The organism is Salinisphaera sp. Q1T1-3 (assembly GCF_003602005.1).
GTDB lineage: Bacteria > Pseudomonadota > Gammaproteobacteria > Nevskiales > Salinisphaeraceae > Salinisphaera.
Window position 1 is genome coordinate 68,194 of sequence record NZ_QZWD01000015.1, and the last position, 24,531, is coordinate 92,724.

Below are 24,531 nucleotides of genomic sequence, written 5' to 3' on the forward strand. Positions count from 1 at the left end.
CGAGGCGCCGGCAGATCCAGCAATCAGAGGGCAGGCAGATGAAGCAACAATCAGCGTCGGGTGCGCTCGAGCGCACGCTCGGTCTGGGCGGCGTGTGCATCATCGGCATCGCCTGGGTGACGCCGCTGGTGGTGCTGGCCACGATCGGCATCATCGCGCATCTGTCCAACGGCACGGCGCCGACGGCCTATGTCGTCACGCTCATGGCCATGGTTTTCACGGCCTACAGCTACGGCCGGATGGCCCAGGTGCATCACACGAAATCGGGCTCGGCCTATACCTATGTCGGCGAGGAGCTGTCCTCGCATCTGGGGTTTCTCACCGGCTGGCTGATTCTGCTGGACTATTTCTTCATTCCACTGGTCGTGTGGCTGATCGGTGCCGCCTATCTGGCCGATCAGTTTCCTGGCGTGCCGATGGCGGTCTGGGTGATCGCCTATATCCTGCCGACCACCGCGCTGAACCTGATCGGAATCAAGACGACCACGCGAGCGGATTATGTGCTGGTCGCGTTCCAGCTGCTGGTCATCGCGCTGTTCATCGGCCTGTGTCTGGCCCAGTGGGCCGGCACGCCGGCCGGGCCCTCGGCGCTGGCACCGTTCCACAACGATGCGACCACAGTCTCGGCGGTCGCGGCTGCGGCCGCCGTGGCTGCGTACTCGTTCATCGGCTTCGACGGTCTGACGCTGCTGACCGAGGAAACGCGGGATCCGAAACGCACCATTCCGCGCGCGATGATCATCGTGGTGCTGTTCTTCGGCGTGTTGTTCGTGGGCGTGGCCTGGGTGACCCAGTTGGTGCATCCGGGCGGCTCGTTCGCCAACGTGGATTCGGCGGCGCTGGAGATCGCGCGGGCAGTCGGTGGCAATCTGTTCGCCGCCGTGCTGCTGGCCGGCCTGGTGGTTGGACAGTTCGCCTGCGGTCTGACGATTCAGGCCGGCGCTTCGCGACTGCTGTTCACCATGGGCCGCGACGGTGCGTTGCCCAAGCCGCTGGCCCGGCTGTCGGCACGCGGCACGCCGACGCTGGCAGTTCTGCTGATTGGCGCGGCCGGGTTGATCGGCCTGTTCGTGGATGTCACGACCTCGGCATCGTTTATCAATTTCGGCGCCTTCTCGGCATTCACGCTCGTCAATATCGCGGTCATCGCCCACTGGTGGCGGCATCGCCCGCAGACCGGCGTCCGCGGCGTGCTGGGCTGGGTGCTGTTGCCGGCGGCCGGCGCCGCGGTGGATGTCTATCTTCTTTGCAACCTGGACTTCGATGCCGTTGCGGTCGGCCTGGTCTGGTTCTTGCTCGGCCTGGGGTGGCTGGCCTGGATCACGCGCGGATTTCGCCAGGCGCCGCCGAAGCTCGCGATCGATAGGAAGGCATGATGGCCACGGTGCGAACGCCCTCGTCTTTGAACATCGTCATGGTTCAGGAGCTGCCCGTGCTGGGCGCGCCGGAGACCAATCTGGCGAGCATGGAACGGGCGCTGGCCATCCATCGGGATGCCGATCTGATGGTCTGGCCGGAGCTGTTTCTCAGCGGCTATACGACCCGCAGTGTCCATACGCACGCCGAAGCGCTGGACGGCACGCACGTGGCGCGTGCCCGGGCGCTCGCCGTCGAACACGACACGGCCATCGTCGTGGGCCTGATCGAGCGCGATGGCGATGCCATCCATAACAGCGCGCTCGCCATCGATCGGGATGGCCGCATCGCGGGCTGTTACCGCAAGCTGCAGTTGTTCGGCGACGAGGCACGCGTCTTTCTAGCGGGCCAGACCGGCTCTGTGGTGTCGTTATGCGGCGTGTCGGTCGGGCTGCTGATCTGTTTCGATATCGAATTTCCCGAGCCGGCCCGCGCGCTGGCCTGTGCCGGTGCGGCACTGCTGGTGAGCATTTCCGCGAACATGGTGCCGTTCGCGCCGGATCATCGGCTGTGTGTCCAGGCCCGTGCCCTGGAGAATCGCCGGCCGCATGTCTACGTCAACCAGGTAGGCCAGGGCGAGTCGCATCACTTCACCGGTCAGAGTGCTGTCGCGGATTCGGCGGGTCAGATCCGTGGCGAGTGTGACGGCGAAACCGAGGGCTTCTGCCAGCTCGAGCTCTCGCTTGCCGTGGAAACCGATATTCGGCCGGATTATCTCGCGCTTCACCCGGTCGCGGCATTGCCGGTCGTGCGTGGGCTGCCGCGGGCAGACATGCCGGCCTGAGCCAGGCCGTCGCGCCCGTGCTCTCCCCAGGGGCCATGCATCGCCGCGAGCGCCGCGTCGGGTGGCCTTGTGGCAGCGCTTGCGTGCCTGCTAGCTTGAGACGATCCCCGGTCCAGGCTGGGGCAGGCACGCCGGGAGGCAAAGGATGACAACAGCGTGTGCCCATTGCGGCACCGTGCGACACGAGGGCGACCGATTCTGCAGTCGCTGCGGATCGGAGGTCACGACCGCCGGCAGCATGCCGATACGGGCCGATGTCTACCCGGGTTTCTGGCGACGCGCGTCGGCAGGGGCCATCGATGCTTTTGTCGACGTCCTCATCGTGCTGGTGCTGGTCAGCTGGCGTCTCGCGCCTCCGGCCAATCCGGTGCTGCAGGCCATCCTGCTGGCGTTCAACAGCACGATCGCCAGGCTCGTGGTCACGGCGTCCTACGAAGCGTTGTTCTCGGCAAGCCGGCTGCGGGCCACGCCGGGCAAATGGTTGCTGGGCATGGCCGTTGTCGACGAAAACGGCGATCGGATCAGTATCGGCCAGGCTTATGGCCGGGCGTTCGGCAAATACGTGAGCGGTCTGCTGTTCGGTGTCGGTTATTTCATGATTGCCGTGACCCGACGCCGACAGGGGCTGCACGACAAGCTCGCCGGGACTCGGGTTGTCTATCGCGATGTCACCGACCAGATCGTCATGACCGATCCGCTCGCGCCTCGGCCGAATATCTTCGGTGCCGGACTCGCCTTTGTCTGTACGGTCGGCATCGTCGGCGGCTGGGCGGTTGCGCAGCTCTTGCTCGGCGCCTCGGTCAAACAGGTCGCGAAAAACCAGTGGGCCATGAGCGTGGGGTCGGGCCATCCGAAAGCACCGCCGGCCCTCGTGGCCGGCAAGGCACGTATTCAGTCGCACGACCTGTGGCTCGAGGCAGCGCAGGCGATGAAAGCGGTGGCGGTGTACAACGAGGCCAATAACGCGTTGCCTGACTCGCTGGCCGAGACCGACTATCACAAGACCCACACGGATGTGCAGCGGGTGACCTTCAATCGAGATCGGCTCGAGGTCAGCGCGTTCGCCCACGGTGGTCCGCTGGACGGTCGGGCCCTGCAGCTGCACGTCCAGCGAGATGCCGACACGGACGAGTTCGTCATCGCATGCGACAGTCCGGACCTGCCGGATCGCCTATTACCGTCGGTGTGCCGACAGGGTGAATGAGGCATGGCCAGGTATGTGGTCACGAGATAGGCAGAGGCGACCCGAAGGGCCAGCGGCCAAGCGACGACAATCCGGCGTCATCGCGCGCTCACGTGGCAGGGCCACGCCCGGCTCGCGATGTCTTGTCTTGCCGCTGCTTGGCCGCGGGTGCGACGGTCTATCTCGTCACGACGCCCCCTGGGGCCTTTTGATGTGTCGTGCGAGCACCGCGTTGGCGCCACAAATCGTGTCCGGCAAGGCGCGAGTCGCCGGTCGTGGCGTGCCACGATCAAGGCTGGCAACGCCGCCGGGCGCCCATCGTCGATTTTTCATGGGCGGCCCAAGCCGAAGGGACAAGCGCCCCAAAATCAAAAACACGACGGCAATACAGCGTTCCAGCACGCTGGCGCAGAATGACACGCTATGCGTGCTACGCCTCGTCTTGCCGCCCATTGTCAATTTCAGGGCGCGCTTGGCGCGGACTCGCACGAAACCTCAACAGGCCCTAGAACAGTGAGCGCTGCGGGTCGGGCGGCACGGCGGTCGGGTCGTGGCGTGGGGCGAGCCAGTCCATGATCACATCGCAGATATAGGCCTGTTCCTCGGCATCCAGCGCGCGATCCGGCGGCAGGCCGTGCCATTTGGCCAGGCAGCCACGACAACAGGTTGCGGTGGCGTGCTGGGCGATGAAGACCGGATGATTGCGCATCGGGGTCTGCCGGCCGTCGTCGGGCGGGTTGGCCGGGGCCAGCCGCGTGGCGACGAAATCGGCCGCATGGGCCCGGATCACGTGCGGGCCATGGCGATCCAGCGTGTGTTGTTCGCGTGCGCCGAGCCGGAATCGCGACCGGAAATGCGAGCGTGCCAGCCGTGCGAACAGGGCGGCGCGATCACGCATCGGCTGGGGCCGGGTGCAGGGCGCGCACGCGGGCGGTGATCTCGGCATGCGCGGGTAGCGTGTGGCCGCGGCGCGCGGCTTCACGCAGCAGCCAGCCGTTGATCGACTCGATCTCGGTGACGGCACCGGCGTGGCGGTCGGCACGCATCGACGACATATTGGCCGCCGTGGCACGGGCGATGTCGGCCACGTGGCCGGCCGAGCCGCCCGGCCAGCCGGGGTCCAGGGCCTTGAGCAGGTCGTCTGCCTCGTCGGCCAGACGCGTCATCGCCGCCTGCAGGTCGGCCCGTTCGACAAGCCGGCCGTTATCGACATCGTGAATGGCCGTGAGCGGGTTGATGGCTGCGTTGACGACAAGCTTGTGCCACTGGACGTGTCGAATATCGCTGTGCCAGGTTGCCCCGGGCCAATGGGCAGTCAGACCGGCCCAGCAGGCCGGCGGCGTGCCGCCGCCGAATCGGCTCGCGTTTTCGGCGACGACATCGAGCGTATCCGGCCCGGCCGATCGCACCGCGCTGGCCGTGACCACCTCGATCAGCCGTTGGTCGTCGCCGAGCATGCCCTCGAGGCTGCCGATGCCGTTCTGCAGCCGCAGGACCAGAGCGTGATCGGCGAGCGTGATCGGCGCCAGCGCGGCCTGTGTATACGGGGTCTTGCAGGCCACGATGAGGCGCACGACCGGGCCGCACGCCTCGGCCGGGCGCACGGGAAGCGTCACGCGTCGACGGGCGCCTGTTGCCGCAAAATGCAGCCATGTGGTCCGCGAGTGTGCCGCGCCGGGCCGGATCACGACCACGGATTCGCCAGCGGCCTGCAGATAGCCGGCGGCCAGCGTGCCCATGCGCCCGCAGCCGACGATGTGCCACGGCGCCTGAGCGGTCTCGGTTGCGTCGACGGTCGGTTGCGGCATGGGGCGGGGCGACTTGGCGGCGTCTCGGCGCGGGCCTCGAGAATAACAGGCCGTGGGGCGGCTCGATTCCATGCAGCGACTCGTGTCGCGGCGCCCGTCGTGCCGGCCGGCTGCTGTGCCATCATGAACGTATTCGCTGCGACCGGATCGACACCCGATGAGCCCGACGACGCCCGATCTTCTCACGCGCCAGCTGCAGGCGTTGCTGGATACCGACGACTGGCTGACCAACGCGGCCCAGATGGTGGCGTTCATCAAGGCCGAGATGCCGGGACTGAACTGGGTGGGATTCTATCTGCAGCGGCGTCCGGATGTACTGGTGCTTGGTCCGTTCCAGGGGCTGCCGGCCTGCAATCCGATTCCGTTCTCGAAAGGTGTCTGCGGGGCGGCCGCGAGCACGCGTACGACGCAGCGGATAGACGATGTGCACGCCTTTCCCGGGCACATCGTCTGCGATGCTGCCTCCCGGAGCGAGCTGGTCGTGCCCGTCGTGCACGATGACCGGGTCTGGGGCGTGCTGGACATCGACAGCCCGGAGCCGGCCCGCTTCGATGCCGCGGACCAGGCGCGCATCGAGGCGATGGTTGCGGTCTTCGTGGCGGCCAGCGCCGGGACGCTGTCGGGCGCTGTTTCGATGGTGCGCAGTTAAATTGCGTTCACGTATTTGGCGCTAGAGGGTTACGGCTGCTAGCTTGAGCGTGGCGCGGCCCTGGCGGTCGCGGCTGTGCCGGAATGGCCCGCCGTTGTCGCGGTCCCAAACGGCCGGCGGTCCGGCCCGGTACGGGCAGCGGGTACGCCCGCTGCCCTTTTCTTGCATGAACGCGCCCGTTTGCGCGCTCAATCATCGATCTCCCGTCGCACCTGGCCGTAGGCCAGCAGCGAGAACAGTACCGTGCCCCCCAGCACGTTGCCGATCAGTGCCGGCACGATGAACTGCCAGACCCCGGCGATGAGGCTGAGCTGGTGCGAGAGCACGAGCAGCCAGACCTCCATCGAGCCCACCACGACGTGCGCGAAGCCGCCCAGGGCGATGAGATAGGTCGGCAGCACGATCACCCAGATCTCGAACCCGCGCGAATTGGGCAGCATCCAGACCAGCGCGGCCACGAAGAACCCGGCGGGAATCCCGTGAATCAGCGTGGTGGCCCAGTCGCTCCCGATCACCGCCTGGGCTGCGATCGTCTGCAGCGCGGCGAGCTGGCTGGGGCTGGCGAAGCCGACCAGTGTCGCGAAACCGGCGGCGATGAATGTGCCCGCCATATTGGCCACGAAGACCACGCTCCACAGGCGCAGCGTGCAATAGAAGGCCCGCCGCGTCGTATCGGCCATCAGCGGCAGCACGACGGTGATGGTGTTTTCGGTGAACAGCTGCATGCGGCCGAGCACGACCAGCACGAAGCCGACGCAGTAGCCGAAGTCGGCGATCGGCATGCGCCAGCCCGAATCGGGCAGTTCCTTGTAGAGCAGCGCCTTGGCGAATACGGAAGCGGTGATGGCAATTCCGGCGGCCAGCCCCGACCACCACAGCGAGCCGAGCGGGCGCGCCATCTCCTGCTCGCCGTCGTAGCGGATGCTCTGATAGACCTGTCGCGCGGACAGGCGCGTGCTCGGGTCGCGTTGTGGTTCGTCGTTATCGGCCATTGAGGGACAGCAGCAGGATAGGCCCGCCTAGGTTATTACTAATTGGATACCAATACAGCTGGCGACGGCCGCTGTCGCGGTACCCTTGAAAACGGATGCCGGCGTCTGCCCGGCGTGGCCGGGTCCTCGTCTTGCAGCGGTTGGCCGATTGGGCCGATCCGAATATGCCGCCATGGATCGCCCCGGGGCGTGGGCTGTCGTCGACCCCGCTATCGTGTCGGGCCGTGCTCGGCGCCGTTCGGGGCGAGGGCACGGCACGCGATCGCCCGCATCAGCCATCGATATCGCGGGCACGGGGCTCCTGCTGTGTAATGCAATGCACCCCGCCACCGCGCGCGAAGATGGGCCGGGCGTCGACCCGGACGATCTCTCGCCCGGGGTAGGCCGCGGCCAGGATTTCGGCGGCTTCGTCGTCGGCCGGGTCATCGAAGGTGCCCAGCACGACCGCCCCGTTGATGGGCAGATGATTGATATAGCTGTAGTCGACCGGGCCGTGTTCGTCGTGCAGGCGTTGCGGCGCGGGCAGGCGATGCACGACGAATGCTGTGTCGTCGCGTGTTCTGGCCTGCGCGAACTGGGCGATCACGGCCTGCGAAATGGCGTGGTCCGGATGGCGTGGATTGCGCTGATCGTGCACCAGGACGTGGCCGGGGGCCGGCAGGGCCGCGACGATATCCACATGGCCGAAGGTGCCGAGCGGCTCGGCATCCCGCGTGAGGCCGCGCTCCAGCCAGATCATGTGATCGGCGCCGAGGGTGCGCTTCATCTCGGCTTCCACGGCGGCCCGAGAAAGCCCCGGATTGCGGCGCGGGTCGCGCTGGACGGTCTCGGTGAGCAGGAGCGTGCCAGCGCCGTCCCCGGCCAGGCCGCCGCCCTCGTTGACCAGCGACGAGATGATGCGTTCGGCCCCGGCGTGCTGGGCGATGACGCCGGCGATCGCGGCGTCCTTGTCCCAGCGGGCCCAGGGCCGGGCGCCCCAGCCGTTGAAGTGCCAGTCCACGGCGCCAAGCCGGCCCTCGGCGTCGAGTACGAAGCTCGGGCCTGTGTCGCGCAGCCAGGCATCGTCCAGCGGGCAGGCCAGTCGTTCGATGCGCGGGCTGACGTAGTCCTCGACCGTGTGTTGATCGGCCGGGTCGACGAGCATCGTCACCGGCTCGTAGTCGGCGATCGCGTGGGCGACCTCGGCCCAGGCCCGGCGGGCGGCATCCAGATCGGCACCGGCCGAGGCCGAGGCGCCGGCGGCCGGCGGAAACCCCATCCAGACCCGTTTCTGGGGCACGGTCTCGGCCGGCAGAGACCAGGCCCGAAGGCAACGGCTCATGACGGCGCATCCGTCCCGCCGAGCGGGCGCTCGCGGTCGACCGGGGCGACGAGCGCGCCGTAGGTATCCGGCCGGCGCGTGGCCAGAAACGGGAACAGGGTGAGCCAGTCTCGGCGCTGTTCCAGGTCGAGATCGGCCACCAGCACGGCCTCGGCATCCCGCGGGGCATGAGCCAGCACCCGCCCGTACGGGTCGGAAATGAACGAGCTGCCGTAGAACGCCAGCCGGCCCTCGTCGCCGATGCGATTGGGCACCACCATGAACGTGCCGGCCGTGATGCCGTTGGCCACGATGACCTGGCGCCACAGCGGTTCGGTATCGAAATCGGGAAAGTCCGGTTCGCTGCCGATCGCGGTCGGATAGACCAGCACTTCTGCACCGGCCAGCGAATAGGCCCGGGCAACTTCCGGAAACCATTCGTCCCAGCACGTCGGCATGCCGATCGCGGCACCGGCCAGCGCATCGGGATGATAGACCGGGTACGGGTTGTCCGTTGGCCCGCCGCGGAAATAAGTGTCCTCGAAATAGCCCTCGGTAATGGGGATGTGCAGTTTGTGCGTGGCGCCGAGCAGCGCCCCGTCCGGGCCGACCAGAATCGCCGTGTTCAGGCCCAGGGCGTCGCGCTCATCATCGCTGCGCTGGAACAGCGAGGCATGCACACAGACGCCGTGCTTCATCGCCGCGGCCCGGGCGAAGGCCATCGTCGGCCCGTCGTGCAGGTCTTCCGCGCCATCGGCCGGTGTGCCGCCGGCGCGCTGGTCGGCGGGATAGCGCATGAGCGTGAGCTCCGGCAGGCACACGAGCCGGGCGCCGGCCGCGGCTGCCTGGCCGACGGCGGCCGTCAGATGGGCCACGAGCGCGTCCGGATCGACCTGCCAGGCGTGCTGGACCAGCGCGATGCGCAACGAGGCCCGGGTGGCGGCTTCGGCACGCGCCAGCGAGGGCAGGGCGTCTGCCTGAATGAGTTGCATCGATATCAACCTTTGAAAGCGAGGGCGACGACCCATCGGCCACGTCTGTAAGTGCGATGCGCCGGCAGGGGATTCGTCCCGGGGTCCGGTGATTCGTATAACACGACAGAAACGCCGCTGCCTCGGCCGTGCAAGCGCGACATCGCGTGTCTCGTCGACTTGCGGGCCGGTGTTTGTGGTCAGGATGCCGGTTCATGTCGGCGCTTGGCGAGGCGGGGTGGTGACCCCGTGTGGCGGCGATGGCCACAACGCCCTCGCCGGACCGCGGAGATCGGCGTGCGGCCGGCGCGGCCTGGCGGTCGCCGGTATTCGTCTGGCCGTTGTGCACAAAACCGGCCGCCCGGTGGCAGACATACGCAGAAGGCCGGGGCAACAGGCGATCGACGCGGCAGAGCGCGTCATCCCGGCCCTGTTGAAAATCCGCCCGAGCGTCTCGACGAGCGCCCGGCGGCCAGCCAGGACGGGCGTCCCCGCATCGCGGCATCACCCGATCGGCGCCACGACCCGAGCGCGGATGCGTACCGATCCGCCGCGGGGCACGTGTATGCTCGATTCACCATCAAAGCATTGCGTGGCAACAAGCTGCGCCCCAAATGCTGTGGGCGTATCATCGCAATCAACAATTCGTCTCATGTGGCGCGCGCCACGACAGGATCGACATGGCTAAGACAACAGTTGCGGATCTCCTGGCCGACCTGCTCATCCAGGCCAACGTGAAGACCGTCTGGGGGCTGCCCGGCGATTCGCTCAACGGCTTCACCGAAGCCCTGCGGGTGCGTGAGGACATCAGTTGGCGCGGCGTGCGTCATGAAGAAGTCGCGGCGCTGGCGGCAACCTACGAAGCCGATGCCCACGGCGGCCTGGCGGTCTGTGCCGGCTCCTGCGGGCCGGGTAACCTGCATCTCATCAACGGCCTGTTCGAGGCGCAGCGCGCCAATGTGCCCATGGTGGCCATCGCCGCGCAGATCCCCTCGAGCGAGATCGGCCTCGGCTATTTTCAGGAAACCCATCCGCAGAATCTGTTCGCCGAATGCAGCGACTGGTGCGAGCTGGTGGCCAACCCGGCCCAGGTGCCGCAGGTCTTCGAGGCCGCCATGAACAGCGCGATCACGAATCGCTCGGTCTCGGTCATCGTGCTGCCGGGCGACGTGGCCGTGGCCGAGGCGCCGGTTCGCAAGGTGCGTTGGCAGCCGCCGGTCCGCCCGACGGTCGTGCCGCCCGACGATGCGCTCCAGAATCTGGCCGGGCTCATCGATAACAGCGACAACATCGCCATTCTCGGCGGCTTCGGCTGTGACGGCTACCACGACCAGGTCGTCGCCCTGGCCGAAAAGATCAAGGCACCGATCGTGCACGCCCTGCGCGGCAAGCAGTCCCTGGAACACGACAACCCCTACGACGTCGGCATGACCGGCCTGATCGGGTTCTCCTCCGGTTACGAAGCGCTCAAGAAATGTGACCTGCTGCTCATGCTGGGGACCAACTTTCCGTACCGGGACTTCTACCCCGATCACGGGAACATCGTGCAGATCGATATCCGCGGCCATCATCTCGGACGGCGTTCGCCGTTGACGATGGGGTTGGTCGGCGATATCGGGCCGACGCTCGACCGGCTTCTGCCGATGCTCCAGACGCACGAAAGCCGTCGTTTTCTGGATATCTCCCTCGACAACTATCGCGAGGCACGCAAGGACCTCGACGAACTGGCCACGCCCCGCGACGACGGCAACCCGCTGCACCCGCAGTACCTCACCGCGCGGGCCTCGGAACTGGCCGCCGAAGATGCCGTGTTCACCGCCGACGTTGGCACGCCGACCGTCTGGGCGGCACGTTATCTCCAGCTCAACGGCAAGCGCCGCCTGTCCGGCTCCTGGATGCACGGCTCGATGGCCGTGGCCGTACCGGCCGCGATGGGCTGGCAGGCCGCCTATCCCGAGCGCCAGGTCGTGGCTCTGGCCGGCGACGGGGGCGTGTCCATGCTGATGGGTGACCTCATCACGCTCGTCAACGAAAAGCTGCCGGTCAAGGTCATCGTCTACAACAACGAAACGCTGGGCTTCGTGGCCATGGAAATGAAGGCCGCCGGCTATGTCGATACCACCACCGACATGCCCACCGTGGATTATGCGGGCATGGCCGAATCGCTGGGTATCTTCAGCCTCAAGGTGCACGATTCCTCGAAGCTCGACGAGGCGTTGACCCAGGCCTTCGACCACGATGGCCCGGCCTTGGTGGACGTACGCACGGCCAAGCAGGAACTGTCCATGCCGCCGCGTATCGAGGCCGCGCAGGCCAAGGGCTTTTCGCTCTATATGCTGCGTGCCGTCATGAGCGGCAAGGGCGACGAAGTCATCGACCTCGGCAAGACCAACTGGCTCGGTCGATAAGACGTCGGTGCGCTGCGAGGGCGAATGCCGCCATCGCAGCGCACCACACGCCGCAGCCGTCCGGGCCGGCCTGAGCCAGAGCGTGTCGTCACGAGATAGGTGGCCGCAGTGCCCCGGCCCGGTGCGTCAAGCAAGGCGCGCAACGCGGCGTGGCGCGAACGGCAGAGGCAAACCGAAGGGCGGCCAGCGGCCAATCGAAGAGAGCCCGGGGTTATCGCGCACTCACGTGGCTGGGCCACGCCATGCGCACGATGTTTTATCTTCTTTCACCAGCGCCTGGCCACGGGTGCGACAGCCTATCTCGTGACGACGCGCCCAAGGCACTTTGCCGGTTTCTGTCCAGGCTTGCCGAAAGGCGCGGTCTGGCATTGCCGGCGGTGGCAAGAATACGGCGGACCGGCGCGTCTCGTGGCTCGCAACGATGTGCATCGACTCGATACGAGGTTGAAGTGTGCTCGTTGCCGGGTTCGGCCGATGCCTGATCGCCGTCTCGTCCGCCGAGCGGAACCGGGGCGCCGAGCGAATGGCGATAGGCGTCGAGGCGGGCAGTAATACGCGTCATCGACAACGCAAGCCCATGGTGCCGCGTCAGCCGCCACGCGCGCTACGTTGATTGCGGCAGCCTCAGCTATCCAGCGGACTCACCACGCCACGGGCGCCCAGCTTGAGGACATGCGTGTAGATCATCGTCGTCTGCACGCTCTTGTGTCCGAGTAACGCTTGCACGGTCCGAATATCGCTGCCGCGTTCCAGCAAATGCGTAGCAAACGAATGCCGCAAGGTATGGCAGCTTGCCTTCTTGCGAATGCCGGCGCGCCGGACAGCCTCCTTCACCGCCTGCTGCAACCCCTTCTCGCTCAGATGATGACGTCGCGTCAGACCAGAGCGCGGATCAACCGAGAGCCGGCGTGATGGAAAAACGTATTGCCAGGCCAGCTCGGTCTCGGCATTGGGATACTTGCGCGCCAGAGCGCTCGGCAGAAAGACCGAGCCGTACCCGGCAACCCGGTCCGCCTGATGACGGCTGACCACCGCATCGATCTGGGCCCGCAAATCATCGGCGATCGACGCCGGCAGCGGGGTAACGCGATCCCGCGCCCCCTTGGCGTCGCGCACCACGATCTGGCGGTACTCGAAATCCACATCCTTGACCCGCAGCCGCACCGCCTCCATCAGCCGTAAGCCAGAGCCGTACAACAGCGACGCCATCAACCGGTAGGTGCCGTCGAGCTGTGTAAGTAGCCGCATTACCTCCGAAACACTCAAGACCTCCGGAATTCGCGCCGGCCGCTTCACGCGAACGACATCATCCATCCAGGGCAGCTCGATCTCGAGCACGTCCTTGTAAAGAAACAGTATGGCGTTCAATGCCTGGTTCTGTGTCGAAGCCGCCACGTGCTTGTCAACGGCCAGATGCGTCAGAAACCGCTCCACCTCCGCCTTGCCCATATCCCTTGGATGGCGTTTGTCGTGAAACAGAATGAAGCGACGTATCCAGGCGATATAGGTCTTCTCTGTCCGAAGGCTGTAATGCTTTAGCCGAATCCGGTCCCGCACGCGTTCCAATAACTTCGGCCGGCGATTCTCCGATTTAGACATTGAGCTTAACCCGTTAACGGCGTATCAATAGATATGTACCGATACGCAGCGTCTTAACAGCATTGGCTTATTGCTATACGAAAACGGCGGGCAATGCTATACCTAGTTTCAGCCGTATACTTGGCGTTGGGTTTTTGTGTTGGCGCATCGTGTTGGCAGCCAAAGAAAACCGCTCAACCGGCTTCGCCAGTCGGCAGCCCGTCCGGCGACAGAAAATGGTTATTGGGCGCAGCGCCTACGCTCGAAGCTTGGCGTGTTTCGGCAAAGTCGGCCTTCGCAGTCGCCAGTGGTTCTGTCCCCTTCGATTCAAGTCGGAAAGTGGGCCTCGTTCGATGTCCCGAGTCGGCTTTCTACTCGGCGGTTTCATTTGATCTTTGCTATCTTCGAGGCATGGGGGATTTATCAGCTACAAACCGTGGGCTTCGTTCAGTCGGTTCGGCTGCCTTCGTTCCGCCGAGCGGCGGTAATTTTCGGGTTATGCAGTCACCCAACAAGTCGCTGCAGTTGACCGCCCAAAGCGCTGCCGCGCTTCGGGCGGCAACTGAGCTTCGGCGTTGTACGGCGGTCGGTTTGTGTTGTGGTCGAACTCTGGCGGCGGCTAGTAAAATCGAGCCAGTAGTTGGGCCTTGGCCCGTCTTTCTCGTTGCTCGCTAGTTCCGGGCTCAATAGCCGTCGATCCATGTCGGCGCCTTCCCATCAGTAAGCATCCGCGGTAAGTTCGAGTTCGGGGAATTCTTTCTTTCGGCGCGTCGGGCTTTGCGGTCCGCAGGCAAGTTGGGGGAGCGTCAAATGGTGGAGTTAACGTACAACGAGTCGCTGCAGCCGACCGCCCAAAACGCTGGCGCGTTTTGGGTTCCCTCCGCAGCCTGCGGCTGCTCCGGCGGCGGCTGAGCTTAGGCGTTATCTCTACAAGGTCCAATCGACGGAAACCGAAACACCCAGGAGGGTTGAAAATGCCAGTTGTTACAATTCAACAGTCGCCGGGGCGAACGAAAGAACAAAGACAACTTCTCGTTGAACGCATTACCGAGGCGTTTGCAGAAGCATATGGAATGAAGCCGGAAGGGGTCACGATATTCTTCCAAAATTTCGATGACGAACACTGGGCGAAAGATGGAAAGTTAAACGCTGATCGTTCTTGACGGGCTTGGAGAAAGATAACAGAGCGCTGCAGTTGACCGCCCGAAGCGCTGGCGCACTTCGGGTTCCCTCCGCGGCCTTCGGCCGCTCCGGCGTCAACTGAACTTCGGCGTTAGACATCCTTTATTTTGGAGATAATGTGACCAATCCAGTTAAAGATTTTTTTGCGTGCATTGGCGAAGGTGATGCGAAGTCTGCATTAGAGTTTGTGGATGAAAACGCCACCTTTGAAGCTCAAGGCCCGAACACCGTCCCAATTTATGGTGTTTTTGAGGGACGCGAAGGCGCGCAAAGATTTTTAGAAATTATTTCGGAATTATTTGATACAGAGGATTTTCAGTTCAAGAAATGGGCAGAGGCAGATGATTATGTTTTTGCTCATGGCTACATGCAGCATCGCGTAAAGAAAACAGATCGAGTATTCCAGTGTGAGTGGGCGCTTGTGTGCCGAGTGAAAAATGGCTTTATCACCTCGTACAAAATGTTTGAGGATACGGCCGCGCTCCAGACCGCGTATGCCTAACAAATCGCTGCAGTTGACCGCCCAAAGCGCTGCTGCGCTTCGGCCGGCCACTGAGCTTCGGCGTTATGCGTAATTTTGTTTTAGTTGCTTTGGTGTTGGTTTTGGTCGTGGGCTGTGGTAGCTCGCCAACGGCTTCCGAACTCATAGAAAACTATCGTAACGCCCCACAATCTTTCGAAGCCCTTCGAGTAGCTATTACCGAAGACAGCGGTGATAGAAAATGCTTTGCTATCGGCCTTGACCATATTGGCGACTATTGGAAGTACGGCGAGTCGTGGACTCATGAAAATGATTACAAAACCAAACTAACTACGAACCAGGTCCTGTCGAGCCTCGATATCTCATTGAACAGGTACGAGTATTACAAGGACCTGTTCGCCGCTACGGGATCCGAACGAGTCACGTACTGCAAATCAGGCCGCCATTACGTTCCCTCTGTGTATGTAATGGTGTATCGAGCGGGATTAGGGGTATCCGGATGCATGGGCAACATTAATTGGAGTAGCGAGTTGCCCCCAAACCGCGGCAAACGCGGCGAAGGTGACTTCGTCGAAAATACGCCGATCGAAGACGGTTGGTATTTAGCATACGAGTGCACGTAGTTTTGCGCATAACAAATCGCTGCAGTTGACGTCGGCTTCGCCGCCGCAACTGAGCTTCGGCGTTAGGTTGAAAAAAAACGAGGGCGAGTTATGGATCGACAGCTTATGACCGATATAGGAAATACCGTGGGAAGGTTTGATCGGTTCAAACCGTATTTTCATTCATTTTCGGAGTCTGCGGAGAAAAATTGGAACGGAGATAAAGGTCACGGGTTAGCCTTCATCGAATCGAGTGACAATAAGATTCTCGCTAAAGGTTTAGATCGCGAGCTCGTAATTCGATACCGGATTGTGCAGTCTAGGGATGGCACATTGGCTGGTGAGCTTAGCTGTTCAAGAGTTTGCCAACGGCTGGACGACAAATATCAGGAAGAGTTGATTTACGTCGTTTATTTAGACCGTCTTGGTAATGTACATGAACATTTAGATCGCCATGGTTCGCAATTTAATATTGGCGACCAGAAGTACGCCGACATATTTGGGTATGAAATAATTCGCTACCTATTAGAAAGTCAGGCTGTAGCCCCTTTTGAATTTAGTACCTAACCAATCGCTGCAGTTGACCGCCCAAAGCGCTGCCGCGCTTCTGGCGGCAACTGAGCTTAGGCGTTAGACGTAAAAAGGCATGATGATAGTGGTTGAGAATGAAAAGCGATTTGTCGATCTAGTCCAACACAACCCTATTAACGGGATCATTCTCGATCGCCTGTCCCATCTGCGTCTACCAAATAGCTATCTAGTCGCCGGATGTCTTTTCCAAACGGTCTGGAATGTCTTGAGTGACAATGATCCGATGCAGGGAATCAACGACTACGATGTTTTCTATTTTGACCAATCGGATACAAGTTGGGACGCGGAGAACACTGCGATCCAGAGTAGTCGCGAAGCCTTCTCGGATTTAGATGTCGATGTTCAGGTTCGCAATCAGGCTCGCGTGCACCTTTGGTATCAGGAGAAATTTGGCGTTGGATGCGAACCGCTAGTTAGCAGTGAAGATGGCATCGATCATTTTCTAAACCAGTCCTCATGTTTTGGTTTGCGCAAGATGATCGGTGGAAACGAGGTTTATGCGCCATTCGGTTATGAAGACTTGTTCTCTATGGTTGTTCGCCCGAACCGCCGACGTGCGTTACCAGACGTTTACTATGCAAAAGCTAACCGCTGGAAAAGCGTTTGACCGGAACTCAGAGTGATTCCGTGGAATGGAGAGTAGTGTCTAACATACCGCTGCAGTTGACCGCCCAAAGCGCTGCCGCGCTTTGGGTTCCCTACGCGGCCTACGGCCGCTCCGGCGGCAACTGAGCTTGGGCGTTAGGTAAAGATGGACGCAACACATTTTTACATTGGCTTGGCTATTACCAACCTAGTCGTTCTCGCGGGTTGGGTCTTTGCGATCAAGCAAAACGAGGCAGCGCTAAGACGCGAACGTCGTGTAGATGCGTTTACAAAAGCCTACGATATTTTAGTTAGTGTCGGCATGGATAATGGAATTCCTGCACGTCGCCAATCCGATGGAACCTTGGATGACTATTCTCGGGATTTCGAATGGGCAATCGCGACCGTTCATTTATATGGTACTGGGAAGGAAGTCAAACTCGCGAATGAGCTCGTGATTAAACTTACCGACGAAAAATTCTATGACGCTGATGCATTAGTCAACGCTCTTCGCGGTGACGTGCGCAGTGAGATGGGTATGGTTGGACTTGAAGAGAAACCTCACTATCTCAAACAGACTGTGACTGACGGTCGCAAAAAATATGATTCGAAAACCTAACGATAAGCTGCAGTTGACCGCCCAAAGCGCTGCCGCGCTTTGGGTTCCCTCCGCAGGCTACGCCTGCTCCGGCGGCAACTGAGCTTGGGCGTTGGGTTGCAGGAAAACACGCTCGCTGTAGTCTTTAAGCATGGAGCCAGACGACCAAAAAGTAGATGCTGCAGTGCTCGCTCTCATGTATCTCACGCTGCATGATGAAGTGCGCGCCTGGAAAGGGTTTCCGTGGGAGGCTACAGACCGTCTTTACGAGAATGGATTCATCGAAAATCCCGTTAACCAAAACAAGTCGGTCGTTCTAACCGAAAAAGGGCGAATCGAGGCGGAAAAAATGTTCAAACGGCTTTTGGCAAAGGTTTGAACACACAGCTACCCAACAGGTCGCTGCAGTTGACCGCCCAAAGCGCTGCCGCGCTTCGGTCGGCAACTGAGCTTCGGCGTTATAAGAATAGAGAGAAAAATGGCTACTCATACTTCAGAAGAAATTCGCGACGCAAGAAATCACGTAATAAAAGTAATGGAAGAAGATGTTCGTAAAGTTTTAAATGAACGAAAAGAGCAGGGCCTTTCGTCCACTTCATTTCTCGCTAGCGAAAGTTTTTGCGAAACCGGAGCCGTATACGTCGAGTTCAATGATTTTTCTTCCGAGTTCTCAAAATTAATTTTGGCAAGAATCGGAGTCGACTTGAGCCTGAAACTTTTCACTGGATCCATTCGAGAGACTGAAAAATTAGCGCTGGTAAAAAGTTACGGCGAGTATTCATTAGATTCCGTAAGAGAGGCCGTCAACGACTATTTTTTAAAGGTAAGGAAAATAATTGAAGCCGGTAAATAACTTAGTCCTATAACAAATCGCTGCAGTTGACCGCCCAAAGCGCTGGCACGCTTTGGGTTCCCTCCGCAGCCTTCGGCTGCTCCGGCGGCAACTGAGCTTAGGCGTTAGATACATCACTTTATGCGTCGTACTACTTTAGACATCATTCAAGAGATCGCCGACGTCCGGCAGCGTCGGCGTTTCGGGAAAGCAATGCCTGAGCTGATAATGAGATTGTTCGCGCTGGAGCAGGCTTTTAAGAACCAGCCTTCCCATCAAGATGAGCTCATAAATTACTTCCCAGTCGCATTGATTGCCTGCTTGGAAGGCTATTTCCGCATGGCGATTAAAGATCTTGTGGACGCGGGAGAGCCCTTTTTATCTAACGCCGAAAAGCCCGCGTCTTCGATAAAGATAGACTTTTCGATACTGAGAGCAGTGCATGGACGCACCATTACGGTCGGGGAGTTGGTGTCACATGGCGTCAAACTTAGCAGACTTGATCATGTAGACGCGGCGCTCTCTCACCTTCTGGGAAATGGCTTTCTAGATGTGCTTCGTACAGTTTCTGATAGATGGGAACACGAGGTAAAAGGCGAAGAAAGAGCTCCAATTTTGCAAGAGCCGGATAAGACATTCGCGGACGTTTCGCGGATGTTTGAACTTCGGCATATTATCTGTCACGAAATTCCATCAGCATACGAAATTAGCCGGGAGGAAATAGAACGGTGCTTCGAAAGCTGTGCATCGTTTTTGAGGGCTGCTGACGAATTGCTGTCCGAATCCATGAATCCAGGGGCGCCGTTGACTCAGACGGCTATGAATATTGCAGCCGGCGAGTCACTGGAAAATAAGCAGAAGGAATTAGCGGAGGCGATATCGTCACTTGAGACGAAATTGGACGAAAAGGGAGTTGAAGCGTTTCGGAAGTCGCAAGACAGCTGGGTGGCTTACAGCGAGGCGTGGGCGGATTTTGTCGCCGATGAGAGTGCCAGTGGTGGCACCATCTGGCCGGTGATACATGCGGGTTCGTTGGAGCAGTTAACGGTCACTCGCATTTCCAAAATTAGAGAGTTTAGGAAGCTGAGTGACAGTCCGTAAATCTAACGAGGCGCTGCAGTCGACCGCCCAAAGCGCTGGCGCACTTTGGGTTCCCTCCGCAGCCTTCGGCTGCTCCGGCGGCAACTGAGCTTAGGCGTTAGGCCAATGAGGATATACGTGCATACCCTACGAAGTATTGCTCTGATCGTTCTTGGCCTGTGTTCAGTGGATTCGGTTCAAGCCTCCACCGCCCAATGCGACGGCAACACGCTCGAAATCCAAACATGCATGGCGAAGAAGCTTGATAAGGCGAACACTCGCCTCGCCAGATATCTAACCGCTGCACAGGCGCGGATAGATAAGGATTTTGGTTCAAGGCCAAACCTCAAGACCGCACAGGCTGCATGGGTGCACTACCGTGAGCTTGAGTGCGGAGACGTCTTCGAGCTGTGGGCGCAGGGCACGTACCGAACGACTGCAAGTTCCGAGTGCATGCTTCGGCTCACCAAGGAGCGGACTCATGAGATATGGCAGGCGTACCTTACCTACCAAGATTCCACCCCGCCGCTGCTTCCCGAGCCTCGGTAGATGTTCGCGCCCTCGCAGGCCTAACAACTCGTTCAAGGCGGACGGCTTCGCCGCCGCTTAACTCAGGCGTTATGCGCCACATCAAGGTATCTCTATGAATCAGCGAGCCTTTATTCTCATTGACGTTCAAAATGGCTTCGATGATCCACGGTGGGGGACACGTAATAACCCTGATGCTGAAAAAAATATAGCCAAGTTGCTTCAAGCTTGGCGAAATAAGAAATGGCCTGTGATTCACGTCAGGCATCGGTCTGACGAACCGGATTCGCCACTCAATCCCGAATCATCTGGATATGCTTTCAAGCCCGAAACGGCTCCGTTGAGCAATGAAGTGGTATTTGCGAAATCCGTCAATAGCGCGTTTATAGGCACTAATTTGGAAAAGTACCTTCGCGGAAAAGGATTAAACGGTCTAATAATTGCTGGATTGACGACAGACCATTGTGTTTCAACTACGACACGTATGGCGGGAAATTTTGGTTTCGATGTCGAGTTGGTGCACGACGGTACAGCGACTTTTGACCGCAAGGGCATCAACGGTGAAATGATTGGCGCAGAGGAAATGCAACGAGTAAATTTGGCAAGTCTGAACGGTGAATTTTGTACAGTCGTTGACACTTCCAGTGTCTTGTCGGTCGTTGCGGCATAACGAGGCGCTGCAGTTGACCGCCCAAAGCGCTGCCGCGCTTCGGTCGGCAACTGAGCTTCGGCGTTAGGTCGCAATGAACATCATTCAGACAACACGTCTTACGCTTGAACCTTTGGTGGAGTCGCACGCGCCGGCGATGTTTGAGGTTCTAAATGATCCTGCGATCTATGAATTCGAGAATGAGCCGCCGAGTTCTATTGAATTCTTGGCGCAACGTTATCGAGGACTTGAAGGTCGGTTGTCGCCGGACCGAACTCAGCATTGGTTCAACTGGGTCATTCGACTGAACGGATGCGGCCTCTGTGGTTATGTTCAGGCGTCGGTTTTCCAGTCCGGAATCGCTTGTATTGCATATGAGTTGAATAGCAAGCACTGGAGACAAGGAATCGGCAGTGAGGCTGTCGAGGCAATGTTACGAGAGTTGCGCATAACCTATTCCGTAAGTCTTTTCGGTGCGGTGCTGAAATCGGCTAACTTTCGTTCCATAGCTCTGTTAGGTCGACTCAGTTTTCAGAGAGCGACGACGATACAATCGACAATATTTGATCCAGATCCGGACGAGCTAGTTATGGTACGGGCTGCGAATGAATTGCCCGATGGAACCTAACGTGTCGCTGCAGTTGACCGCCCAAAACGCTGCCGCGTTTCGGGTTCCCTCCGCAGGCTTCGCCTGCTCCGGCGTCAACTGAGCTTCGGCGTTAGGTGCCGTAAAAATTAAAAAGGGGAAAATAATGAATGTCTCAGAATTTGAAGATGCCGTTTGGGCCATCGAAGGCGTCCGAATCGTCATTCGCTCACGTTCCAACACGGATATCGACGACTACGATTACCAGAGGCGTGCGCAAGATACATGGCGCATCAGCCAGCTACTCGAAAATCGTATCGTGCCGAAGATCGGAAACCGAGAGGTACTGGTGCTCCAAGGAGACGGCGAACAACCTCACGGTAAGGTGATACTTCGGACGTTACGTGCTTCCTACCAGGGCGCCTAACGTATCGCTGCAGGCGACGGCCCTTCCAGGGCCGCGCCTGAGCTTGGGCGTTGTACGGCGGTCGGTTTGTGTTGTGGTCGAACTGTCGTGTCGGCTAGCGAAGTCGAGCCAGTAGCTGAGCCTTGGCCCGTCTTCCTCGTTGCTCGCTAGTTTCGGGCTCAGTGGCCGTCGATCCATGCCGGCGCCTTTCCGTCAGCGATCATCCGCGATAAGTTCGAGTTCGGGGAATTCTTTCTTTTGGTGCGTCGGGCTTTGCGGTCCGCAGGCAAGTTGGGGGAGCGTCAAATGGTGGAGTTCACGTACAACGAGTCGCTGCAGCCGACCGCCCAAAACGCTGGCGCGTTTTGGGTTCCCTCCGCAGCCTTCGGCTGCTCCGGCGGCAACTGAGCTCAGGCGTTAGCGCTCACCTGGATAAACTATGGCAAATTTAATACACAGCTTCATCCAGCAAGCCAGCGCAAAAGGGGCTAGGTCTACAGCGCTTCATTCACTCCAATGGACGCTGGGAATTTTGCTCACGTCAATCCCAGTGTGTGCTTTATCTGGCGTACCGTCCTGGGTGCTAGCACTTATTGGGATTGCTATCGGATTGTGCATCGTAACCCTTATCGGGGCTTATATATTCCTTTTGTTTACAAACCCGGATGCTCTTAGATCAGAAACATTCACATTGTCAAAAATGGCGATAGAAAAAGGCCTTGTGGGAGACAGCTTGCACGGACTAGTTGATTCAAATGAGGCAGACAAAAAGACATCTGGTAATGAAGCTCTAACATCGGACCAAGGAGAGAACGAATGAAAAATCGTTTCATCCTAGTCGTAGACGATGCTACAAAAGAGCAGAGAGACGAGATCACCCAGTTTTTTCAAGAACAACAAACCGGGTACTGGCACTGGTTCAAGGACACTTGGCTCATTACCGATATTAGTCAGAGATGGAACTCTGTCTCGTTACGCGATGCAATTCAACGACTAATCCCTGGGGTTAATACTCTCATTCTAAAGGTCGAGAGTGGAACTGATTGGGCTGCGTTCGGGAGAAAAGAACAATTCGAGTGGCTACATAAAACTTGGAACGATTAAACGTGCGCTCTAACAAATCGCTGCAGTTGACCGCCCAAAGCGCTGGCGCGCGTCGGGTTACCTCCGCAGGCTTCGCCTGCTCCGGCGGCAACTGAGCTTGGGCGTTATGTAAGTTTTTATGACTTCGAGAAACGAGTTACAGCCCGGTCAGTACCTGGGTCTCTTTAAGTTCTTTCGGGAGCGGTGCCACCTCGATCAATTCCTTGACGGATGCTTGTACTGTAATACTCCCGAATATTATCGCTTGTCGTCGGTTCAGGGGGTGGGCGATCCTAATGAATCGTGCCTAATCAGCTTTCGTTCTAGCCGAGGCGATAGTCCTCTTGACTTAGAAATCGACGGCGAGCCTGTAGGGCAGGCGAGCGACCTTATCACTAGAATTGGCCGAAAAGATGGCTGGCTTCATTGTTGGGCTTCTCTAACGGTGCCCAAGGACGAAGTCGCTTTTAGAAAACTGCGCGCCGATTTTTCCCGAATACAAGAAGAATCCGGGCCGTACTATGCGTATCTAACACCCGAAAATTCGCATAAGTTTGTAAACAGGCTGCGTAGTCTAGATCTACCGATTGAGGCGAAAGCGGTCACGTATTACCGCGGTGGTTATTACGGTTCGTCAGTCTTCCATAAATCTGAAGAACATTCGTACCAGCGTGAATTTCGGATTCTACTTGATGAGTGCGAAGTGACTGAAACAAAAAGCCAACGGTTTTATATTCTCGGGGGTCTCCGCGACATTGTTCAAGACTGCCCCACAATCGAGTTGTCTGCTCGCGCTGGTAGCGATGTTCTTACGCTAAGTATTAGGCTTCCGTGAAGGTTCACATAACAAAGCGCTGCAGTTGACCGCCCAAAGCGCTGGCGCGCTTTGGGTTCCCTCCGCGGCCTGCGGCCGCTCCGGCGGCAACTGAGCTTCGGCGTTAGGTAAATTCGATGATGCAATACGGTCACATCGGTTACACAGGGAAAGCTATGAAAATAGACATATATAAGAGTGCGAAGTCCGGCAGCAAATACCTGTCTGTGCCAAGCGGTACAGAGATTGAGTCGTTGGCTCTGCCTAGTGACATTGATTCTGATTTGCTTGCTTTATCACCGTTTAAAACGGAATTAGAGCTTGACGCAAGCAAACCGCTTATAGCTCTAGATCAAGCCGATGTTGAATCTCAGATATCGAAAAACGGTTATGCAATACATGGCGCCGAAATCACCATTAATGTTTATAGCGGGACAACCTAACGAGGCGTATATGGACGCCTCCCGCAAGAGGTAGAGTCGACGATTGATGTTCTGGCAGCCCGAAGAACGGTTGCGGTCGTATATCCGGCTTCTGATGGGCATCTGCCCGAGCCTTTATGGAATCCGCACGCCGAGGGCCTATCGCTGCAACGGCTTTGATAGCCGAGCTCGTTATCGGCCTTTCTCGACGCAGGTCCGACCTCGTCTGCCATAACTGCTGTCGTCTCTACGCAACCGGGGGAGGGAACTAATCGTTCAAAGTTATGCGGCCATGGCGATGGCGTGATTGCCATCGAAGTCGCGGTCATGGGCCCAAACCGCCCAGGCGATGCGGGCCAGCTTGTTCGCCAGGGCACACGTCGCCTTGTTGTGGTTGGATCGCTGTTTCAGATCCATGGCCCATTGCTGTAATCGATTGAGGGATTGGCCCGTCTTCGCATTGATCTGGGCTCTGATCAAGACAGAGCGTGCGCCATGGATCAGCAGCATCCGGAGATAGCGATCGCCCCGTTTGGATATGCCGCCCATGTGCAGGCGATGCCCACTGCCGGTATGGCGAGGCGTCAGCCCCATCCAGGCAGCGAGATGCCGGCCATCGCGAAAGTGCGTCGGCGAGCCGACTGTCGCCACCAACGCCGTGGCCGTCAACAAGCCGATACCGGGCACCTGCTGAATCGCCTGCACATCGGCCGAAGCAGCCGCATAGCGCTTGAGCTCGGCTTCGATTGTCTTCATCCGCGCTTCGAGTGCCCGGATCTTCGAAACGATTTCCAACAAAGCCGCGCGCAGGATCTCGGGAACGTTCTCGTCGTCGATCAAGGCCGGAGCCGCCGATACGGCCGTAGCGGCCCCCACTGGAGTTGCCCCTATAAAACCGGACACGCATTCTTACTTGCCTGAGCCTGTCTGAATTCCCGCGGTGAGCGCATGTTCAGCGCCTTGTGCGGGTGCGTGTTGTTGTAGTCGTCGAACCAGGCCGGCA

General features: G+C 59.5%; 28 protein-coding genes. 20 read left to right on the top strand and 8 right to left on the bottom strand.

Features of this window, described 5'->3' with window-relative positions:
- The first annotated feature begins 38 nt into the window (after positions 1–38).
- The 3 genes from D3260_RS13610 to D3260_RS13620 all read left to right on the top strand — a co-directional run bounded on the left by D3260_RS13610 (position 39) and on the right by D3260_RS13620 (position 3,404).
- On the top strand, positions 39–1,376 hold the full coding sequence (locus D3260_RS13610; RefSeq protein ID WP_120099154.1) for an APC family permease: 1,338 nt from the start codon (positions 39–41) through the stop codon (positions 1,374–1,376).
- Positions 1,376–2,200 (top strand): nitrilase-related carbon-nitrogen hydrolase, encoded by an 825-nt coding sequence (locus D3260_RS13615; RefSeq protein ID WP_158583543.1) that lies wholly within the window; start codon positions 1,376–1,378, stop codon positions 2,198–2,200. The genes D3260_RS13610 and D3260_RS13615 overlap by 1 nt, the downstream gene beginning before the upstream one ends.
- Positions 2,201–2,345: 145 nt before the next feature.
- Positions 2,346–3,404 (top strand): RDD family protein, encoded by a 1,059-nt coding sequence (locus D3260_RS13620; RefSeq protein WP_120099156.1) that lies wholly within the window; start codon positions 2,346–2,348, stop codon positions 3,402–3,404.
- A gap of 484 nt (positions 3,405–3,888) precedes the next feature.
- On the opposite strand, the gene D3260_RS13625 is transcribed toward D3260_RS13620, so the two are convergent.
- Both D3260_RS13625 and D3260_RS13630 read right to left on the bottom strand, forming a co-directional pair.
- Positions 3,889–4,281: a DUF4186 domain-containing protein gene (locus D3260_RS13625; protein ID WP_120099157.1), complete on the bottom strand. Its 393-nt coding sequence runs from the start codon at positions 4,279–4,281 to the stop codon at positions 3,889–3,891.
- Complete coding sequence (locus D3260_RS13630; RefSeq protein WP_120099158.1) at positions 4,274–5,191, bottom strand: ketopantoate reductase family protein; 918 nt, start codon at positions 5,189–5,191, stop codon at positions 4,274–4,276. The genes D3260_RS13625 and D3260_RS13630 overlap by 8 nt, the downstream gene beginning before the upstream one ends.
- 157 nt (positions 5,192–5,348) lie before the next feature.
- Between D3260_RS13630 and D3260_RS13635 the strand changes: the two genes are divergently transcribed.
- Positions 5,349–5,840, top strand: a complete 492-nt coding sequence (locus D3260_RS13635; protein WP_120099159.1) for a GAF domain-containing protein — start codon at positions 5,349–5,351, stop codon at positions 5,838–5,840.
- A 188-nt stretch (positions 5,841–6,028) separates the two neighbouring features.
- Here the strand turns inward: D3260_RS13635 and D3260_RS13640 are convergent, their stop codons facing one another.
- From D3260_RS13640 to D3260_RS13650, 3 genes are all read right to left on the bottom strand, one after another.
- On the bottom strand, positions 6,029–6,832 hold the full coding sequence (locus D3260_RS13640) for a formate/nitrite transporter family protein (RefSeq protein ID WP_120099160.1): 804 nt from the start codon (positions 6,830–6,832) through the stop codon (positions 6,029–6,031).
- Positions 6,833–7,103: 271 nt separating this feature from the next.
- Entirely contained in the window at positions 7,104–8,153 is a 1,050-nt protein-coding gene (locus D3260_RS13645) for an agmatine/peptidylarginine deiminase (protein ID WP_120099161.1), read from the bottom strand.
- Entirely contained in the window at positions 8,150–9,124 is a 975-nt protein-coding gene (locus D3260_RS13650) for a nitrilase-related carbon-nitrogen hydrolase (RefSeq protein WP_120099162.1), read from the bottom strand. The genes D3260_RS13645 and D3260_RS13650 overlap by 4 nt, the downstream gene beginning before the upstream one ends.
- Positions 9,125–9,783: 659 nt before the next feature.
- On the opposite strand from D3260_RS13650, the gene poxB reads away from it, so the two are divergent.
- Positions 9,784–11,511, top strand: a complete 1,728-nt coding sequence (gene poxB / locus D3260_RS13655; RefSeq protein ID WP_120099183.1) for a ubiquinone-dependent pyruvate dehydrogenase — start codon at positions 9,784–9,786, stop codon at positions 11,509–11,511.
- 624 nt (positions 11,512–12,135) lie between these two features.
- Here poxB and D3260_RS13660 read toward each other — a convergent pair.
- Positions 12,136–13,110, bottom strand: a complete 975-nt coding sequence (locus tag D3260_RS13660; RefSeq protein WP_120099163.1) for an integron integrase — start codon at positions 13,108–13,110, stop codon at positions 12,136–12,138.
- A 953-nt stretch (positions 13,111–14,063) separates the two neighbouring features.
- Between D3260_RS13660 and D3260_RS13665 the strand changes: the two genes are divergently transcribed.
- From D3260_RS13665 to D3260_RS17340, 15 genes are all read left to right on the top strand, one after another.
- Positions 14,064–14,252: a tautomerase family protein gene (locus tag D3260_RS13665; protein ID WP_120099164.1), complete on the top strand. Its 189-nt coding sequence runs from the start codon at positions 14,064–14,066 to the stop codon at positions 14,250–14,252.
- Positions 14,253–14,389: 137 nt separating this feature from the next.
- Positions 14,390–14,773 (top strand): nuclear transport factor 2 family protein, encoded by a 384-nt coding sequence (locus tag D3260_RS13670; protein WP_120099165.1) that lies wholly within the window; start codon positions 14,390–14,392, stop codon positions 14,771–14,773.
- 65 nt (positions 14,774–14,838) lie between these two features.
- Positions 14,839–15,375, top strand: a complete 537-nt coding sequence (locus D3260_RS17320; protein WP_147418202.1) for a hypothetical protein — start codon at positions 14,839–14,841, stop codon at positions 15,373–15,375.
- Between the two features lie 90 nt (positions 15,376–15,465).
- A complete protein-coding gene (locus D3260_RS17325) occupies positions 15,466–15,921 on the top strand; it encodes a hypothetical protein (protein WP_147418203.1) in 456 nt (151 codons plus the stop codon).
- 79 nt (positions 15,922–16,000) lie between these two features.
- Positions 16,001–16,552, top strand: coding sequence for a nucleotidyltransferase family protein (locus D3260_RS13675; RefSeq protein ID WP_199671511.1), 552 nt, complete (start codon positions 16,001–16,003; stop codon positions 16,550–16,552).
- Between the two features lie 144 nt (positions 16,553–16,696).
- The gene (locus D3260_RS17330; RefSeq protein ID WP_147418204.1) at positions 16,697–17,149 is read left to right on the top strand and encodes a hypothetical protein; all 453 of its coding nucleotides are present in this window, start codon (positions 16,697–16,699) and stop codon (positions 17,147–17,149) included.
- A 130-nt stretch (positions 17,150–17,279) separates the two neighbouring features.
- Entirely contained in the window at positions 17,280–17,507 is a 228-nt protein-coding gene (locus tag D3260_RS13680) for a DUF6429 family protein (RefSeq protein ID WP_120099166.1), read from the top strand.
- 99 nt (positions 17,508–17,606) lie between these two features.
- Entirely contained in the window at positions 17,607–17,981 is a 375-nt protein-coding gene (locus tag D3260_RS17335) for a hypothetical protein (RefSeq protein WP_147418205.1), read from the top strand.
- Positions 17,982–18,101: 120 nt separating this feature from the next.
- On the top strand, positions 18,102–19,061 hold the full coding sequence (locus D3260_RS13685) for a lysozyme inhibitor LprI family protein (RefSeq protein ID WP_120099167.1): 960 nt from the start codon (positions 18,102–18,104) through the stop codon (positions 19,059–19,061).
- A 105-nt stretch (positions 19,062–19,166) separates the two neighbouring features.
- Positions 19,167–19,589: a lysozyme inhibitor LprI family protein gene (locus D3260_RS18160; protein ID WP_147418206.1), complete on the top strand. Its 423-nt coding sequence runs from the start codon at positions 19,167–19,169 to the stop codon at positions 19,587–19,589.
- Positions 19,590–19,683: 94 nt separating this feature from the next.
- Complete coding sequence (locus tag D3260_RS13695; RefSeq protein WP_120099169.1) at positions 19,684–20,238, top strand: cysteine hydrolase family protein; 555 nt, start codon at positions 19,684–19,686, stop codon at positions 20,236–20,238.
- 73 nt (positions 20,239–20,311) lie between these two features.
- Positions 20,312–20,845 (top strand): GNAT family N-acetyltransferase, encoded by a 534-nt coding sequence (locus D3260_RS13700; protein WP_120099170.1) that lies wholly within the window; start codon positions 20,312–20,314, stop codon positions 20,843–20,845.
- A 124-nt stretch (positions 20,846–20,969) separates the two neighbouring features.
- The gene (locus tag D3260_RS13705; protein WP_120099171.1) at positions 20,970–21,230 is read left to right on the top strand and encodes a hypothetical protein; all 261 of its coding nucleotides are present in this window, start codon (positions 20,970–20,972) and stop codon (positions 21,228–21,230) included.
- A gap of 795 nt (positions 21,231–22,025) precedes the next feature.
- Positions 22,026–22,313: a hypothetical protein gene (locus D3260_RS13710; protein ID WP_120099172.1), complete on the top strand. Its 288-nt coding sequence runs from the start codon at positions 22,026–22,028 to the stop codon at positions 22,311–22,313.
- Positions 22,314–23,243: 930 nt separating this feature from the next.
- Positions 23,244–23,549 carry a hypothetical protein gene (locus D3260_RS17340; protein ID WP_147418207.1) on the top strand — a complete coding sequence of 102 codons (306 nt, stop codon included), beginning with the start codon at positions 23,244–23,246 and terminating at the stop codon, positions 23,547–23,549.
- 261 nt (positions 23,550–23,810) lie between these two features.
- Here D3260_RS17340 and D3260_RS13715 read toward each other — a convergent pair whose 3' ends face one another.
- Together D3260_RS13715 and D3260_RS18165 are read right to left on the bottom strand one after the other, a co-directional pair.
- Positions 23,811–24,431, bottom strand: a complete 621-nt coding sequence (locus D3260_RS13715) for an IS110 family transposase (protein ID WP_233544081.1) — start codon at positions 24,429–24,431, stop codon at positions 23,811–23,813.
- Positions 24,416–24,531, bottom strand: a 116-nt coding sequence (locus D3260_RS18165) for an integrase core domain-containing protein (RefSeq protein ID WP_370456270.1), incomplete at its 5' end; no start/stop codon positions are given. The genes D3260_RS13715 and D3260_RS18165, both read right to left, overlap by 16 nt.